We start from the raw sequence: 15,595 nt of genomic DNA, 5'->3' as shown, positions 1-15,595 counted from the left end.
CACGCCTACAAGCGGTTGGTGCTCGGCGGCGAGGCGCCCACCGCGGCGTCGTGGGGTGCCGCGAACCGCTCAGCGCTGGTGCGCATCCCGATGTACAGCCCGCACAAAACGTCGTCGCGGCGCGTCGAGGTGCGCAGCCCCGACTCGGCCTGCAATCCGTATCTGGCGTTCGCGGTGCTGCTGGCCGCCGGGCTGCGCGGGGTGGAGAAGGGCTACGTTCTGGGGCCGCAGGCCGAAGACAACGTCTGGGACCTCACCCCCACCGAGCGCCGCGCGATGGGCTATCGGGAACTGCCCTCCAGTCTCGACGAGGCGTTGCGGGCGATGGAAGGCTCCGAACTTGGCGCAGAAGCGCTGAGCGGTTCGCGGCACCCCACGACGCCGCGGTGGGCGCCTCGCCGCCGAGCACCAACCGCTTGTAGGAGTTGACCCATTGGTTGGTTACGGCGCTGATCTCGCTGGCGTGCTCGAGGATTCCGGCGATGAACGACTTGGCCACGTCGGAGAGCTGTAGCGGGTCGTCGGGGCTGTGGAACGCGTTGACCTCGCCCTCGAACAGGCTCATGTGAGTGTGCATGGCCGAGCCTGGATATTGGCCAAAAGGCTTGGGCATGAACGTCGCCCGCGCACCCTCGTTCAACGCGACCTCTTTGATGAGATAACGGAACGTCATCACGTTGTCGGCCATCGACAGCGCGTCGGCGAAGCGCAGGTCGATCTCCTGCTGGCCGGGCGCGCCTTCGTGGTGGCTGAATTCCACCGAGATGCCCATCGATTCCAGGGCGTCGATCGCGTGGCGCCGAAAGTTGGAAGCGGAGTGCACGGCCTGGTCGAAGTAGCCGGCGTTGTCGGCCGGCACCGGTTCGGTGCCGTCCTCGGGACCGGCTTCGAGCAGAAAGAACTCGATCTCGGGGTGCACGTAGCAGGAGAAGCCCAGGTCGTTCGCTTTACCTAGCTGACGACGCAGCACGTGGCGCGGGTCGGCCCACGATGGCGAGCCGTCCGGCATCTTGACGTCGCAGAACATCCGGGCTGAGTGGTGGTCGCCGCCGGTGGTGGTCCAGGGCAACACCTGGAACGTCGACGGATCGGGATGGGCGACCGTGTCGGACTCGGAGACCCGGGCGAAGCCTTCGATGGACGACCCGTCGAACCCGATGCCCTCTTCGAATGCGCCCTCAAGTTCCGCGGGCGCGATCGCGACAGACTTGAGGAAACCGAGCACGTCGGTAAACCACAGCCGGACGAATCGGATGTCCCGTTCCTCCAGCGTGCGGAGCACGAATTCCTTTTGTCGATCCATACCCCGAACAATATGCATGCAGCGTTAAATTTGTGTTACCAGCGCGGCTTAACACCTTAAGTTTCCTGGCGCGATGCCGTCGACCAAGTAACGGACCACCGCGTTGTCCACACAGTCGTTTCCGTTGAACGTCACGGTGTGTTGGGTGCCTTCGAAAGTGATCAGATCGGCGCCGAGTTGGCGAGCCAGGTTGACGCCGGCTTGGTACGGGGTGGCCGGGTCGTGCGTGGTAGACACGACGATGGCCTTGCCCGGGGCCGCCGGCGCGGCCGGATGCGGCGACGACGTCGCGGGCACCGGCCACAGCGCGCAGAGGTCGCGGGGCGCGTGACCGGTGAACTGTCCGTACGACGAGAACGGCGCGACCTGACGGATCCGCTGATCGGTGTCGGCCCATGTCGCCGGGTCGGTCGGCTCGGGCGCGTCGACGCAGCGAATCGCGTTGAACGCGTCCTGGGAACTGTTGTAGTGCCCCTTGGCGTCGCGGCCGTAGTACTCGTCGGCCAGCACCAACAGGTCGCCGGGATCGGTGCCGCGGCGCAGACCAAGCAGTCCGCTGGTGAGGTATTTCCAGAACTGCGGGGTGTAGAGCGCGTTGATGGTGCCCGTGATCGCGTCGGAATAACCGAGGGGACGGCCCTCGGGGGTGGGCGCGGGCCGGGCCACCAGTGGGTCGATCAGTTGGTGATAGCGGGCAACCCATTGGTTCGGGTCGGTGCCCAGCGGGCAGTCCGCCGAGCGGGCGCAGTCCGCGGCATAGTCGTTGAACGCGGTCTGGAATCCGGCCTGCTGATTGATCAGCGTTTCGATCGGGCCGACGCTCGGGTCGACCGCGCCGTCGAGCACCATCGCCCGGACGTGGTCGCCGAAACGCTCCAGGTACGCGGTCCCCAGTTCGGTGCCGTAGCTGTAGCCCAGGTAGTTGATCTGGTCGTCGCCGAGCGCCTCGCGTATCGCATCCATATCGCGTGCGGCAGAAGCGGTTCCGACGTTCTCGAGGAATGCCGAGCCGTTGCGCGCGACGCAGCGCTGCGCGATCTGCCGGTAGATCTGCTCGATGTGCGCCACACCTGCCGGGCTGAAATCGACCATCGGCTCGCGGCGGTAGGCGTCGAACTCGGCGTCGGTCTGGCAGTGCACGCCGGGTGTGGAATGGCCGACGCCGCGCGGGTCGAAGCCGACGAGATCGAACCGGCGGCTGACTTCGGAGTCGGCCAGGTCCGGTCCCATCGCGGCGACCATGTCGACCGCCGACGCCCCCGGTCCGCCCGGGTTGACCAGCAGCGCCCCGATCCGCGGCCCGGTGGCCGGGATCCGGATCACCGCGAGTTGTACCTGCGCGCCAGTGGGATTCGCGTAGTCGACTGGAACCGCGACCGTCCCGCATTGCGCGCGGGGCACGTCCTTGGGGCTTTTGACAACCTGGCTGCAATTCCCCCAATTCAGTTGCGGCGCCGAGGCCGGCTGCGGCGCGGCCGGGCTGGGCGTCGGACCCGCGTCATATCCCGGCGCCGCTCCGGCCGCCGGCATCGCGACCACCGCGACCGACGTCGTCAGCGTGAGAGAAAACAGCGCAGAGCTCATCCGTCTCATGCGCCACATGGTGGTCAATCGTGACACGCGTCGGCCACAGGCCGTGATCCCATTGGTCACACCTTGATCTCGTTATTGACCGCGGGGTCGTGACATTTCGCTGCCGAAACCGACCACGGGCGGTGCTAGCACCTAGCCCCCTTCGAAGGCACGGTACCGCTGACGAGGTAGGCCGTCGCATAGTCATCGATGCAACTGTTGCCCTGGAACACCACCGTGTGCTGGGTGCCGTCGAAGGTCAGCAGTCCACCCTTCAACTCGCTGGAGAGGTCCACGCCGGCCTGATACGGCGTCGCCGGGTCGTGGGTGGTGGACACCACCAGCGTCGGCGTCAGGCCGGGCACAGAGACGGTGTGCGGCTTGCTCGTTGGCGGCACCGGCCAGAACGCGCACGTGCCGAGTGGGGCGTGGCCGGTGAACTTGCCGTAGTTCATGAACGGCGCGACCTCGCGGGAGCGGCGGTCTTCGTCGATGACCTTGGCGCGATCCTTGACCGCCGGCTGGTCCACGCAGTTCACCGCCACCCGCGCGTCGGTCGAGTTGCTGTAATGGCCGCTCTTGTCGCGACGCATATAGAGGTCGGCCAGTTCGAGCATGACATCACCGCGGTGATGGGACATCTCCGTCAGCGCGCTCGTCAGATGGTGCCAGAACGTCGGCGAATACAGCGCCATGATGGTGCCGATGATCGCGTCGCTATAGCTCAGTCCGCGTGGGTCTTTGGTGCGCATGGGTATGCCGCGCGTCGGGTTGTTCTTGTCGACCATCGGGTAGATCAAATTGTGATACACGTCAACGGCTTTGGCCGGGTCAGTGCCCAGCGGGCAGGTCGGCGATTTCGCGCAGTCTTTCGCGTAGTTGTTGAACGCGTCCTGAAACCCCTTGGCCTGCCGCAAATCTGACTCGACCGGATCGGCATTGGGGTCGATCGCCCCGTCCAGGATCATCGCCCGGATGTTCTTCGGGAAGGCTTCGGCGTAGGCGGCGCCGATGCGGGTGCCATAGGAGTAGCCCAAGAACGTCAACTTGCTGTCGCCCAACGCTTCGCGGATGGTGTCCAGATCACGTGCGACATTGTCGGTTCCGACGTTCGCCAGGAACTTCTTGCCCATCTTGGCGACGCAGCGGGCGACGTATTCCTTGGTCTCCTCTTCGATGTGCGCGACACCGGCCGGGCTGTAGTCGGCTTGCGTTTCGGTGCGCAGTCGGTCGTTGTCGGCGTCGGAATTGCACCAGATCGCCGGCCGCGATGACCCGACTCCGCGCGGGTCGAAGCCGACCAGGTCGAATCGCTCGCGGATTTGCGGCGGCAACGACTGCACCAGCCCGACGGCGGCCTCGATGCCGGACTCACCCGGGCCGCCGGGATTGATCACCAGCGAGCCGATCTTGTCCCGGGTCGCGGGAAAGCGAACGAGCCCCAGCGTGGTCGCGTCGCCATTGCGGTGGCGGTAGTCGACGGGCACCGCAAGTTTGCCGCACTGGACACCGCTCGGCAGCTTCGCCTGGCCGCCACCGCCGGCCACGCGGCACGGGCCCCACTCCACCGGCTGGCCGACTTTTGGTCCATACATCAGTGCGCGCCCCTTGACGACCTGCGTGCAACCGGCCACTGTCACCGCGACCACCGCCATCGCGGTCCAGATCAGCATCGTGCGCGCGATCTTGCCGCGGCGAGGGGTCCCCATGCCAGACATGGTGCCATGCGCCGGCGCAGGCCCCGGGTCGCTGGGCCGTCTACCGTGTCGCGAGCAGCAGTTCTTCCATCCCGACAGCGAAGTCGTCGGCCAGTTCCCACAGGTCGGGCAACAGCTCCGGGCAGGCGATGATCCCGACGTCGAGTTTGCCGGTCAGCGACATCACAGTGATATTGAGACCCGAGCCCTGGAAGATCGGCCCGAGCGGATACATCGCCTTGACCTCGCTGCCCAGGAAATACAGCGGCACCTGCGGACCTGGCACGTTGGAGATCACCAGGTTGTGCACCGGGATGCGCTTGGTGAGGCTGGTCCGGGCGTAGGCCCGCATTGCGACCCCGAATACCGCCGGCGCGGCGAACTGCGACCAGTCCTGCAGAAGCGTCGCTTTGATCGCCGAACTGTGTTGTTTGGCAACCGAATTCGCGGCAGCGATGGCTTTGATCCGCTCGACGGGATCGGCGATGTGGGTTTGCAAGCTGGCGAACATACCCGAAACCTGGTTGCGCCCAGGCCGATCCGACTTGCCGTGCACGGAGACCGGCACCATGGCCACCAGCGGCGAATCGGGCAGTTCGCCACGGTCGAGCAGGAATTGTCGCAGGACACCCGCCACCAGGGCCATCACCACGTCGTTGACCTTGACGTTGAAGTGGTCCTTGACCTTCTTGATGTCGCCGAGGTCCAACTGCGCGTAGGCGATGTTGCGATGCGGGGTGATGGTGTCGTTGAACGCCGTGCGCGGCGCCCCGAACGGAGGCGCCATCGTCTGGCCGCTGCGCGCCCGCATTACGGTCTTGACCACAGTCGATGCGGTGTCCGTCAGCGCGTTGGCAAGGCGTAACGGCCGGGCCGCGAATTTCAGCGCGCCCGTCAGCGCGATCTCGAACTCACTGGCGCCGCCGACACCGTCGACCGGATCCGGAGCGGGCGCATCGGCCTCGGTCGTGCATAACTGCGACATCAGGTTGGCGCCGGTCACGCCATCCACCGCGGCGTGGTGCACCTTGGTCATGACCGCCATGCGGCCGCCCTGCTGCGCGTCGGTGCCGGCCACGCCTTCGATCGCCCACATCTCCCACAGCGGGCGGGTGCGGTTCAGCGGCAACGAGGCGATGTGGCCGGCGATCTCGGCGAGTTCGACCCGTCCGCCCGGCGGCGGCAGACCGATCCGGTGCAGGTGCCGGCTGACGTCAAAATCGTTGTCCTCCACCCACACCGGGTGGTCCAGGTTGAAGGCGCTGTCGGCAAGCTTCTCGCGAAACTCCGGCATTGCTTTCACCCGCAACGCCAGCGCGTCGCGGAGCCGGTCAAAGGTGTACCCGCCGGGCATCGTCGACGTGTCGAGCTCCAGAATCGAGCAGACGTGCAACGGCTGTGCAGGGGTTTCGAGATACAGGAAGCTGGCGTCGAGTCCACTGAGGCGCTGCATCCGCCGATGGTATGTCCGCTGGGCAGGGGCGGTAACGGAATCGCACGATGGGCCCCGATGTGAGGAAGTCCACTTGGACCAGTTGGCCCGAAGTGGCAAACTGGTCGAGTCAGACGAACCCGGGGACCCGGATGGGCCTCGAGGATCGACCAGACCGCAACTAGGGACAATGATGTCTGAACAGACTGTTTATGGTGCCCAATCGTCGAACGCTGCGCCTCGGGCCAAGACCCGCATTCACCACCTGCAGAAAATGAAGGCCGAAGGCCACAAATGGGCGATGCTCACGGCCTACGACTACTCCACCGCCCGTGTTTTCGACGATGCCGGCATCCCGGTGCTCCTGGTCGGTGACTCAGCCGCCAACGTCGTCTATGGCTACGACACCACGGTGCCCGTCTCCGTCGATGAGCTGATCCCCCTGGTGCGCGGCGTCGTGCGGGGCGCACCGCACGCTCTGGTGGTCGCCGATCTCCCGTTCGGCAGCTATGAGGCCGGCCCGGCCGCCGCACTCGACGCCGCGATCCGTTTCATGAAGGAGGCCGGCGCACACGCGGTCAAACTGGAGGGCGGCGAGCGGGTCGCCCCGCAGATCGCGGCGCTGACCGCCGCCGGCATTCCGGTGATGGCACACATCGGCTTCACCCCGCAGAGCGTCAACACCCTGGGCGGTTTCCGGGTGCAGGGCCGCGGTGACGCCGCCGAGCAGACCATCCACGACGCGATCGCCGTGGCCGAAGCCGGCGCGTTCGCGGTGGTGATGGAGATGGTGCCGGCCGAACTGGCCACCCAGATCACCGGCAAGCTGACCATCCCGACGGTGGGAATCGGTGCCGGCCGCAACTGCGACGCCCAGGTGCTGGTGTGGCAGGACATGGCCGGACTCACCAACGGCAAGACGGCCAAGTTCGTCAAGCGGTTCGGCGACGTCGGTGGCGAATTGCACCGCGCGGCAACGCAATACGCCGATGAGGTCGCGTCCGGAAGCTTCCCCGACGAGGAACACAGCTTCTAGCCCCTCTGGTTTAGCCGTCACCCGGACGTGGCACGCTAGCGGCCATGTCCCCCGGCGATCCGTCCCGCTATCTCGAAGTCGAGCGCAAGTTCGACGTCGATGCCTCCACCCAGCCACCGTCATTCGACGGCATCGCAGGCATCACCCGAGTGGAGCACGCGGAGACCCAGACGCTGGACGCGGTGTACTACGACACCTCCGAGCGCGACCTAGCGGCCAATCGAATCACGTTGCGGCGCCGCACCGGTGGGCCCGACGCGGGCTGGCATCTGAAGCTGCCGGCCGGCCCGGACGCGCGCACCGAGGTGCGGGCTCCGCTGGACGACGGCGAGCGGCACGACGTGCCGCCCGAACTGCTCGACGTGGTGCTGGCCATCGTCCGGGACCGGGCCGTGAGCCCGGTGGCGCGGATCAGCACCACCCGGCATGTTCAACTGCTCCACGGCCTCGGCGACGCGGTGGTCGCGGAGTTCTGCGACGACCAGGTCGCCGCGGGCCAGGGCGCCGACGGCAGCATCGGCGGGCTGCGGTGGCGTGAGTGGGAGCTCGAACTCGTCGACGGCGAGACCGATGCCGAGCTGATGGACCATATCTCTGAGCGGCTTTTCGACGTCGGTGCGATGCGGTCCGGAGTCGGCTCCAAGCTGGCGCGGGTGCTGCGCACGTCCCCGAAAGCGCTACCGACCGAGCCGCTGCACCGGGCGATGGCCGAGCAGATCGGTGAACTGCTGGTGTGGGATCGCGCGGTGCGCGCGGAGGCCGACGACGCCGTCCACCAGATGAGGGTGACGGCCCGCAAGATCCGCAGCTTGCTGCAGGCCTCGCCGGATTCCTTCGGGCTCACCGGCGACGCACCGATCATCGACGAGCTGCGGGAGCTGGGCAACGTGCTCGGCGTCGCCCGCGACGCGGAGGTGTTGGCCGAGCGTTATCGCGACGCGCTGGACGATGTGCCGCCGGAACTGGTCCGCGGCCCGATCCGGGAGCGGCTGATCGGCGGCGCCGAACAGCGCTACCGCACCGGGCTTCGACATGCCTTGGCCGCCATGCGTTTACCGCGATACTTCCGTCTGCTCGACGGACTCGACGCGCTGATCGCCGACTCCCCGTCAACCGAGCACCAGCCCGCCGCGGCCACCGTCGCCGCCGCCGGCAAGAAGGTCCGCAAGGCGGCCAAGGCCGCCCGACGGGCCGGCGGCGAAGCCGACCGCAACGACGCGATACACCGAATCCGTAAGCGCGCCAAGCGTCTTCGCTACACCGCAGACGCCGCGGAGGCAACGAAGGTGTCGAAGCGCGCCAAGAAACTGCAATCGCTGCTCGGCGATCACCAGGACAGCGTGGTCAGCCGCGAACACTTGATCGAGCAGGCCGAAGCCGCGCACGACGCGGGCGAGGACACGTTTACCTACGGGCTGCTATACCAGCGGGAAGCCGAGTTGGCGGTCGCGAGCCGACGGCGACTCGAGCCGAAGCTGCGGAAACTCTTCAACGCACTCCGGAAGATTACGTAGTCCGTAGCGGCCGATCTCGATCAAACGCGCGTCACTAATGCCGAAGTGCTGCGCGATTCGCGCAGCACGACGTGTCTCACCTCGCGACGTAGCCGATCGTTATCGCCGGCGGCAGGTCGCGGCGAACTGTCCACAGAACAACAGATTCTGCCAGTTCAGACGATCTGACGCGTGGGTTGCGAATGTGGACTAAGAAGTTCTTAGACACGAGCCTAATTACACGCCGCGGGACACCAAAAGTGCAGGTGGGGGGATTCCTAACAAACTTCACATAGGGCTGAGAAGAGGAGGCCCCGACATGAGTCGCAGCGATCGTGGAGCATTCCGGCGGAGCCGGTCCCCGCTAGGAATGGCATTGGCTGCCAGCGCGGTAATCGCCGCCGCGCTTGTGGTTGCTAACGCTCCCGCCGCCGGCGCGGACGACGAAGTCATCCCATCCGATGACCTGCTCGGCGGCCCGAACCCATTCGAGGACCTGTTCGGAAACAGCGGGATCAACGCCTGGACCGCCTCGGCTGACAGCTTGTTGGCTAGCAACGATCCGACCCTGGCAGCCAACTTGGACACCAGCATCGATAGCTTCCTATTCAACTTCGGTAACCAGGTCGACCCGTTCAGCATCATCGCCTACAGGTTGGACCCGACGCTTCCAATGGACCAGCTGCCGTTCAGCATGGACCCCGCCGGTTTTGGTTACTTCCTCGACAACGGTGTGCCCCTCAATTGGACCGGCGACTTGGCCATCGGCCTGGATTACCTGCTGTATGCCAGCGGCATCGGGGCCACGCTGGACCCGATCATCTTCCAACTGTTCCTCGATCCGATCTTGTACGGCTGATTCCCTGCACAATTCCCCACGAAGGCCCATCGTCGCGTGCCGAGGTGGTGGCCGCGACCGCGTTGTTGTCGCTTTGCGCGCCGACCTGATTTGCCAGTGATTCATAGGGCATTGATCGGAAGGCCCAGGGCTAGACACTTCGAAAACCGCTCTAGCGCAACGGATGCATGCGAGTTGCGAATCGGCCAGCACATCGCCTCAACCTTGGGCGTGCGCAGAGCGACCGTCTACCGCGTGCTCGCTGACCACACGCAGCCGACTAGCTTGCTCCCAATCCGCGGATACCTTGCGTCACCGACGGGGCCACAAATCGCGTCACTAACTCGTATTCGGTCTGCCTGTCCTTGACCGGCCAGTACCACAACGAGAAGGTGGCCCGTATGACCCACTGCACGGCCAAAGGATCACCGATTCCGATCATCTCTGCGGCGATCTTGGCAACGAGCGGTGAGGCCGTCACAGCCCCGCTGTCCTGATCTGGCCGAATGTCTCCCATGATTAGCTTTCCTAGCGGTTCAGCGCGCATGTAGTCCAACCCAACGAGAATGGCCGTGGCGATACGCTCCGTTCCCTCGAGCCCGTCTATGGCGCGATGCATCGAACGGATGATGCGGTCGGCGAAGATTGATATGAGGCGTTCGAAGATCGCCGCCTTTCCGCCTGCCCGCCGGTAGATCGTTGCGGGCGAGCAGTGCAACCTGGCCGCAAGCGCGTCGATAGTGAACGCGTCGAACCCATCGCGCGATACAAGGTCCAAGGCCGCCGACAGAATTCGGTCAAGTGCTTCTGCGTTGCGGTCCGCACCGAGTACCCAGTCCTTTTGAGCCATTACATCGGGCCTTCATTCGCGTGAGACAGAGACGAAATTCGTTCTATCACCGTGAGACGAACTTTCGTGTTTGTCTCACCAAAATGCTCAGGTCGGGCAGAGTTGCTCCGGCAGAGGCCCGAGCTTGGTTCCTGCTAGACCTTGCAACTTCGCTGCGAGCCGTTGACGCCTGCGACGGCCCCACAGACTCTGGGACCTGTCTCTTAGAAAGGTGCGCTCGCATGACCATCGCCCAGACCGCACGCGGTGCCGTTTCGCTGCTGACTCCGCTGTTCGCAGCGGGGCGGTTGAACATCTCTGCTGCGATACAGGTGCGCCGACGCGGATACAGCGCATGGACCGGTGCGGTCAACACCGACTACGACCCGCTGGACCCGGCCACCGCAGCACAGCCCCACGCCGCATACGACGCCCTGCACCGGGGCGGACGCGTGCACTACAACCCTCGACGTGCCACCTGGATACTGCATCGGCTCGACGACGTGCGCGCCGCCTTACGCGATACGGACCAGGTGACCAGTAGCCAAGGGGTGACGCGGATACGGATGGTCGCTGACATGGTCGTTTTCACCGACGACGACGTGCACAGTCGGCTCCGAAAACAGGTCCAGCCCGCCTTCACCAAAGGCGCACTGGACAATTGGCGCGACATCATCGACCGGCTGGCCACCGAAGTCGTAGACAACATGGTCAACAACCCCGGCGATGACGCGGTCAAGCGGCTGACGGTCCCGATGCCGGTGCGTGTGATCGCCGCGATTCTCGGAATCCCGGATTCCGATTATCACGACTTCCACCAGTGGTCCGACCAATGCACCCAGTTCCTCAACATCACACCGACCGTGAACGGCGTTGTCCATGGGGCGCGAGCGATGCGCGCCGCCGTGACACTGCGCCGCTACTTCATGGCGCATCTGGCGGCAGGGGACATCAAGGGTTCCAACACCGTTTTGGGCCGGCTGCTTGAGCACAGCACCGACGGCGAACTCACCGACGATCAACTGTTTTACATCGCCATCACGCTGTTGATTGCCGGTAACGAAACCACCACCAACCTCCTCGGCGGAATGCTCGACACCTACGCGCAATTCCCTGACCAATACGACATGATTCGCGCCAACCCAGAACTCATCCCGCACGCCATCGAAGAGCACCTCCGCTACACCAGTCCCGTTCAGCACATGTACCGCTACACGCGCGCCCCGCACCAAATTGGAGAAGTCATCATTCCAACGGGTTCTCGGCTGCTGGTCTCTGTCGGGGCCGCCAACCGCGATCCGCTGGCCTTCGACGAACCCAACACTTTCCGCGCCGACCGCAACCCGCGCACACACGTCGCGTTCGGCTACGGCCCACACCTATGCCTGGGCGCACCGCTAGCCCGGATGGAAGCCCACGCTGTTCTCCGCGAACTCATCAACCGCGTCTCACGAATCTCCGCTACCGGACCCGCAACGTGGTCCACCAACAGCGCCCTGCGAGGCCCGACACGTCTTCCCCTCGTCCTCCACAAAGTCAGCGGATGAGGAGCAACCGTCCACCATCCGAGTGGTTCGCCGTGCTCGGAGGACTTACCTTCGCCGTGTCCGGTGTCGCGCACTTACTGTGCCCACGCGCGTTCGAATGGGTTAATCGCCGTGCGTTCAAGGACAGCATTCATACCCACGTCATTATCAACGGAATCATCGAAACAGCACTGGGCTTGGCCGTGCTCAATCCTCTTACCCGTCGAGTCGCCTACGCAGCGACCGGTGCCTATCTGACTTACTTCACTGCCAGCCTGCTGCATCGACAGTGGACCCTCCATAACTAGGCCAACTCGAACGCGAACCGGGGCTGGGTCAAGCTCGCTGTCGTGATCTCCGGTGCTGTACGAGCGCGAGCGGTGGGAGGTGCCCATTCACCCGAAGCGGCATTTATGCCAAGTGGAATGTCGTAGGCGGGCGAGTTGACCTGTAAGCCGGATTCTGTACCGCGTCATCGACGCGGCGGCGACCATCCATCTGGACACACCGTCACCGGGTGCCTCGAGCGGTCTACCCGCAGGCTCGGGCGAGCAACCCTCAAACGCCTGCGCGACCGCACCGTAGTGCGGTCTTCTTGACCTTGCTTCGGGTGGGGTTTGCCTAGCCACCCCGGTCACCCGGAATGCTGGTGCGCTCTTACCGCACCGTTTCACCCTTACCACCGCGCAGGTGGCGGTCTGTTTTCTGTGGCACTTTCCCGCGAGTCACCTCGGATTGCCGTTAGCAATCACCCTGCTCTGTGAAGTCCGGACTTTCCTCGACTCGGCGCTACATGAGCCCGAGCCGCGGCCGCCCAGCCAACTCGTCCGCGCTAACACCGTACTCGTTACGGAATGCGCAGGCCAGCGGCTATCTAAGCAGCGTGCAATCCCGATAACGCCACTTCGATTGCGACTTCTATTTCGCTGATCTCCACACGTGCCGTCCACCCCGGCTGCGGAGGCGCCGTAGACCGGTACGCCCTTCCGGTCGGGGTGGTGACTTCGGTTGTGTGCCTGCCAGTTTCGTCAACCTCGGTGCTGACCTGCCAACCGGCAGCTTCTTTGACGTAGTTACAGCGTTCGCACGATCCCACTCCGTTGGCAACATCCGTCGGTCCGCCGCGAGCATGTGGTCGGGCGTGGTCGAGGTGTCGGATCGGCGCGTCGCAATACGGCGTGCGACAGCGCTGATCACGCAACCCGATGAATTCGGCAAGCCCGCGCGGGAACAGCCGAGCCCGTGACTCCATTTTCACCAGCGCGCCGGACTTCGGATGGCAGTAAATCCGTCGCAGTATGGCGCGTGACCGCGGGTCGATTGCTGCTGCCATCACAAGCCCCCGGGCAACCTCTGCGGGAATGGGCCCGTATCCGCTGATGTCCGCTGGGGCGGTGTCGTTGCCCAGCAGAGTGCGGTCCGACAGAACCAGGTTGACCGCAATTGGTGTGGGAATTGCCGCGCTTCGCCCAGTCACGCGCTCGACAAGGGTGTCGGCCATGACTTGGCCGCGGGATCGTCCGTCAAATGTGATGTCGGCCTCCCGTCGCAGTGCCGCGTACACCGAAACGCCCTGGGCTACCGGCAGCAGCGCGGTGAGGTAGGTCATCGTGTCGGGCGCGGGCCGAATGGTCACCGTCCGTTCGGCGTCCGCCTTGGCAGCCCGGTCGACGACCGCGTGTGGGTCAAGCCGATACGCAATGGCTTTGGCCGCCGCCGCCAACCGGGCATCACCCATTCCGTCGAGGTTGGCTGGATCGCAACACAATTCCGCGTCCAGCGCTTGTCGGTCCTCGACATCCAAGCAGGCGCTTTCGCGCACGATCAGGGTGGCGCGCCACTCCGACAACACCCCGGTTTCCAATGCCGCCAACGTATGCGGCATCTCATTCACCAAGGCCTTTGCAAATCCCAGATGCCGATTCCCTCGAACGGGTGAATCCCTTCGCGCAAGCGCGACCTCGCTCGCCACCCCCCGGCCGCGTTTTGCGGCCGGAACCCCGGCGGCTGCCTCGGCGGATCGGCGTGCGACGTCCAACGCGACCGCCGCGCGCGCTTGGGCTGCCGCCGCGGCCGACTTCAACCTTTCGAGCTCGGCAATCCGCGCCACCAGGTCAGACTCGGGTGACCCGTGATCGAGGCTCAAGAGATATTCGAACATGTGTTCGATTGTAGCACTATCCGCAATCATCCCGTCTCACATTCCCGGCATTCCTATCGTCTACTGGTTAGGAGCGAAGGGAGGCTGCGACTGATGCCGGCGAATCGATGGTCGAAGCGGGTCGACAGCGGCGACTGGGACGCGATCGCCGCCACTGTCAACGACTTTGGCGGGGCGTTGCTGCCGCGCTTGCTGGCGCCGTCCGAGGCCCGACGGGTCCGCACGCTGTTCGCCGACGACGCCTTGTTCCGTTCGACCATCGATATGGGCCCGCGTCGCTACGGGTCCGGTCAATACCGCTACTTCAACGCCCCCTACCCCGAGCCGATCGAGCAGCTCAAGCAGGCGCTGTATCCGCGGCTGCTGCCGATCGCGCGGGACTGGTGGGCCAAGCTGGGCCGCGACGCACCCTGGCCCGACACCCTCGACGAGTGGCTGGACATGTGCCATGCCGCGGGCCAGACCCGGTCGACCGCCCTGGTGCTGCGCTACGGCGCCGACGACTGGAATGCGCTGCATCGAGACCTCTACGGCGACTTGGTGTTTCCGCTTCAGGTGGTGATCAACCTCAGCGACCCGCAGACCGAGTTCACCGGCGGCGAATTCATGCTGGTCGAACAGCGGGCGCGGGCCCAGTCACGTGGCACCGCAACCCAATTGCCGCAGGGCCACGGCTACCTGTTCACCACCCGCGATCGCCCGGTACGCTCGGCGCGCGGCTGGTCCGCGGCGCCGGTGCGCCACGGCTTGTCGGTTGTGCGGTCCGGCGAGCGCTATGCGCTCGGGCTGATCTTTCACGACGCGGCCTAAGCACCGATCACTTCGCCCTGTTCCGTCCTGGGAACTGAATCACGGCCCAGCGCAATCGTGGCTGCCGTCATCGCGACGATGGCCGCCACCAGTATCAGGGCTCCGGGGCCCCGGACCACCAGGTGCTCACCGAGTATCACCACACCCAACAACACCGCGACCATGGGTTCACCGACCAACATGACCGGTACCGACGCCTGCAATGCGCCGGCATGAAATGCCGACTGCTGCAACACGGTTACCCCGATGGCCAGCACGATGAGCACATACGGCGCGGGCACCGTCAGTAGTCCACGCCACCCGTGCATGACGAGGTGGTGAACGCTGACTTTCGTCAGGACCGCGATCGTGCCGACCAACACGGCGACGGAGCTGGCCAACAGCATGGCACGCGTTCGACCAATGGTTCGATGAGCCGCCACGACGCAGAGAATCACCACCGGGACCACGACGGCCAGCGCCACGCTCCACGCGGGTACGGGCGGGCGATAGTGGCCCTCGCGCGGCTGTCCCACGAGAACGAAAACGGCGAGCGCCGCGGTCAGCAGCAGCGCCCACACCCAATCCGCGCGACTCACATGCTGTTTGGAAAACCTCGCACCCAGCGGCAGCACGAACAACAGCGCCGACACCAGCAGTGGCTGCACAAGCAACAACGATCCGTGCGCCAACGCCAAAGCCTGAAACCCATATCCGCCGACCGCGACTAGAGTTCCGCCCCACCACGCCGGCTGTCGAATCCACGACGTCACAATTGCGCTCGAGTCGTTCCGGTGGGCCGCCTCGGCTTGGATCGCGCGCTGCCGGATGACAATTCCCACCGCAACGAAGAACGCCGCGAGCAAAGCCGATCCGATCGCCACCGCGTGATGTGCTGTCCACTCCATGAATGCCTACG

General features: G+C 65.1%; 12 protein-coding genes, 1 other RNA gene and 2 pseudogenes. 7 read left to right on the top strand and 8 right to left on the bottom strand.

Annotated elements, in window-relative coordinates; genetic code table 11:
* Nucleotides 1-18: 18 nt before the first annotated feature.
* Nucleotides 19-300: pseudogene (locus A5658_RS27515) on the top strand (glutamine synthetase); the annotation flags it as partial.
* Here the strand turns inward: A5658_RS27515 and A5658_RS12030 are convergent.
* The 4 genes and pseudogenes from A5658_RS12030 to A5658_RS12015 all read right to left on the bottom strand — a co-directional run.
* Nucleotides 281-1,303, bottom strand: a pseudogene (locus tag A5658_RS12030) (glutamine synthetase family protein); the annotation flags it as partial. The pseudogenes A5658_RS27515 and A5658_RS12030 overlap by 20 nt on opposite strands.
* Nucleotides 1,304-1,351: 48 nt before the next feature.
* A complete protein-coding gene (locus A5658_RS12025; RefSeq protein WP_067334643.1) occupies nucleotides 1,352-2,905 on the bottom strand; it encodes an alpha/beta hydrolase in 1,554 nt (517 codons plus the stop codon).
* A gap of 116 nt (nucleotides 2,906-3,021) precedes the next feature.
* Entirely contained in the window at nucleotides 3,022-4,584 is a 1,563-nt protein-coding gene (locus tag A5658_RS12020) for an alpha/beta hydrolase (RefSeq protein ID WP_067334640.1), read from the bottom strand.
* A gap of 49 nt (nucleotides 4,585-4,633) precedes the next feature.
* The gene (locus A5658_RS12015) at nucleotides 4,634-6,025 is read right to left on the bottom strand and encodes a wax ester/triacylglycerol synthase family O-acyltransferase (RefSeq protein WP_067334637.1); all 1,392 of its coding nucleotides are present in this window, start codon (nucleotides 6,023-6,025) and stop codon (nucleotides 4,634-4,636) included.
* Nucleotides 6,026-6,197: 172 nt separating this feature from the next.
* Between A5658_RS12015 and panB the strand changes: the two genes are divergently transcribed.
* The 3 genes from panB to A5658_RS12000 all read left to right on the top strand — a co-directional run bounded on the left by panB (nucleotide 6,198) and on the right by A5658_RS12000 (nucleotide 9,392).
* A complete protein-coding gene (gene panB, locus A5658_RS12010; RefSeq protein ID WP_067334660.1) occupies nucleotides 6,198-7,040 on the top strand; it encodes a 3-methyl-2-oxobutanoate hydroxymethyltransferase in 843 nt (280 codons plus the stop codon).
* Nucleotides 7,041-7,084: 44 nt separating this feature from the next.
* Complete coding sequence (locus A5658_RS12005; protein WP_067334633.1) at nucleotides 7,085-8,554, top strand: CYTH and CHAD domain-containing protein; 1,470 nt, start codon at nucleotides 7,085-7,087, stop codon at nucleotides 8,552-8,554.
* A gap of 298 nt (nucleotides 8,555-8,852) precedes the next feature.
* Nucleotides 8,853-9,392: a hypothetical protein gene (locus A5658_RS12000; protein WP_156751403.1), complete on the top strand. Its 540-nt coding sequence runs from the start codon at nucleotides 8,853-8,855 to the stop codon at nucleotides 9,390-9,392.
* A 259-nt stretch (nucleotides 9,393-9,651) separates the two neighbouring features.
* Here A5658_RS12000 and A5658_RS11995 read toward each other — a convergent pair whose 3' ends face one another.
* Nucleotides 9,652-10,221 (bottom strand): TetR/AcrR family transcriptional regulator, encoded by a 570-nt coding sequence (locus A5658_RS11995; RefSeq protein WP_067334626.1) that lies wholly within the window; start codon nucleotides 10,219-10,221, stop codon nucleotides 9,652-9,654.
* Between the two features lie 221 nt (nucleotides 10,222-10,442).
* On the opposite strand from A5658_RS11995, the gene A5658_RS11990 reads away from it, so the two are divergent.
* Together A5658_RS11990 and A5658_RS11985 are read left to right on the top strand one after the other, a co-directional pair.
* On the top strand, nucleotides 10,443-11,747 hold the full coding sequence (locus A5658_RS11990) for a cytochrome P450 (protein WP_067334623.1): 1,305 nt from the start codon (nucleotides 10,443-10,445) through the stop codon (nucleotides 11,745-11,747).
* On the top strand, nucleotides 11,744-12,034 hold the full coding sequence (locus A5658_RS11985) for a hypothetical protein (RefSeq protein ID WP_067334619.1): 291 nt from the start codon (nucleotides 11,744-11,746) through the stop codon (nucleotides 12,032-12,034). The genes A5658_RS11990 and A5658_RS11985 overlap by 4 nt, the downstream gene beginning before the upstream one ends.
* A 127-nt stretch (nucleotides 12,035-12,161) precedes the next feature.
* Here A5658_RS11985 and rnpB read toward each other — a convergent pair.
* Both rnpB and A5658_RS11975 read right to left on the bottom strand, forming a co-directional pair.
* An RNA gene (gene rnpB, locus A5658_RS11980) (RNase P RNA component class A) lies at nucleotides 12,162-12,552 on the bottom strand.
* 48 nt (nucleotides 12,553-12,600) lie between these two features.
* Nucleotides 12,601-13,887: a DUF222 domain-containing protein gene (locus tag A5658_RS11975; protein ID WP_067334616.1), complete on the bottom strand. Its 1,287-nt coding sequence runs from the start codon at nucleotides 13,885-13,887 to the stop codon at nucleotides 12,601-12,603.
* A 93-nt stretch (nucleotides 13,888-13,980) separates the two neighbouring features.
* Here A5658_RS11975 and A5658_RS11970 point away from each other — a divergent pair, with 93 nt between their 5' ends.
* Nucleotides 13,981-14,697, top strand: a complete 717-nt coding sequence (locus A5658_RS11970; RefSeq protein WP_067334613.1) for a 2OG-Fe(II) oxygenase — start codon at nucleotides 13,981-13,983, stop codon at nucleotides 14,695-14,697.
* Here the strand turns inward: A5658_RS11970 and A5658_RS11965 are convergent.
* On the bottom strand, nucleotides 14,694-15,584 hold the full coding sequence (locus A5658_RS11965; protein ID WP_067334610.1) for a DMT family transporter: 891 nt from the start codon (nucleotides 15,582-15,584) through the stop codon (nucleotides 14,694-14,696). The genes A5658_RS11970 and A5658_RS11965 overlap by 4 nt on opposite strands.
* Between the last annotated feature and the right edge of the window lie 11 nt (nucleotides 15,585-15,595).

Source organism: Mycobacterium sp. 1245111.1 (assembly GCF_001673405.1).
GTDB lineage: Bacteria > Actinomycetota > Actinomycetes > Mycobacteriales > Mycobacteriaceae > Mycobacterium.
Note: the sequence above shows the minus strand (reverse complement) of the source record. Positions and strands in the feature narration are given on the sequence as shown.

Excerpts from the sequence above, each read along its gene's own strand:
- A5658_RS12025 (WP_067334643.1), bottom strand. The coding sequence starts at position 2,905 with ATGTGGCGCATGAGACGGATGAGCTCTGCGCTGTTTTCTCTCACGCTG.
- A5658_RS12020 (WP_067334640.1), bottom strand. The coding sequence starts at position 4,584 with ATGGGGACCCCTCGCCGCGGCAAGATCGCGCGCACGATGCTGATCTGG.
- A5658_RS12015 (WP_067334637.1), bottom strand. The coding sequence starts at position 6,025 with ATGCAGCGCCTCAGTGGACTCGACGCCAGCTTCCTGTATCTCGAAACC.
- panB (WP_067334660.1), top strand. The coding sequence starts at position 6,198 with ATGTCTGAACAGACTGTTTATGGTGCCCAATCGTCGAACGCTGCGCCT.
- A5658_RS12005 (WP_067334633.1), top strand. The coding sequence starts at position 7,085 with ATGTCCCCCGGCGATCCGTCCCGCTATCTCGAAGTCGAGCGCAAGTTC.
- A5658_RS12000 (WP_156751403.1), top strand. The coding sequence starts at position 8,853 with ATGAGTCGCAGCGATCGTGGAGCATTCCGGCGGAGCCGGTCCCCGCTA.
- A5658_RS11995 (WP_067334626.1), bottom strand. The coding sequence starts at position 10,221 with ATGGCTCAAAAGGACTGGGTACTCGGTGCGGACCGCAACGCAGAAGCA.
- A5658_RS11990 (WP_067334623.1), top strand. The coding sequence starts at position 10,443 with ATGACCATCGCCCAGACCGCACGCGGTGCCGTTTCGCTGCTGACTCCG.
- A5658_RS11985 (WP_067334619.1), top strand. The coding sequence starts at position 11,744 with ATGAGGAGCAACCGTCCACCATCCGAGTGGTTCGCCGTGCTCGGAGGA.
- A5658_RS11975 (WP_067334616.1), bottom strand. The coding sequence starts at position 13,887 with ATGTTCGAATATCTCTTGAGCCTCGATCACGGGTCACCCGAGTCTGAC.
- A5658_RS11970 (WP_067334613.1), top strand. The coding sequence starts at position 13,981 with ATGCCGGCGAATCGATGGTCGAAGCGGGTCGACAGCGGCGACTGGGAC.
- A5658_RS11965 (WP_067334610.1), bottom strand. The coding sequence starts at position 15,584 with ATGGAGTGGACAGCACATCACGCGGTGGCGATCGGATCGGCTTTGCTC.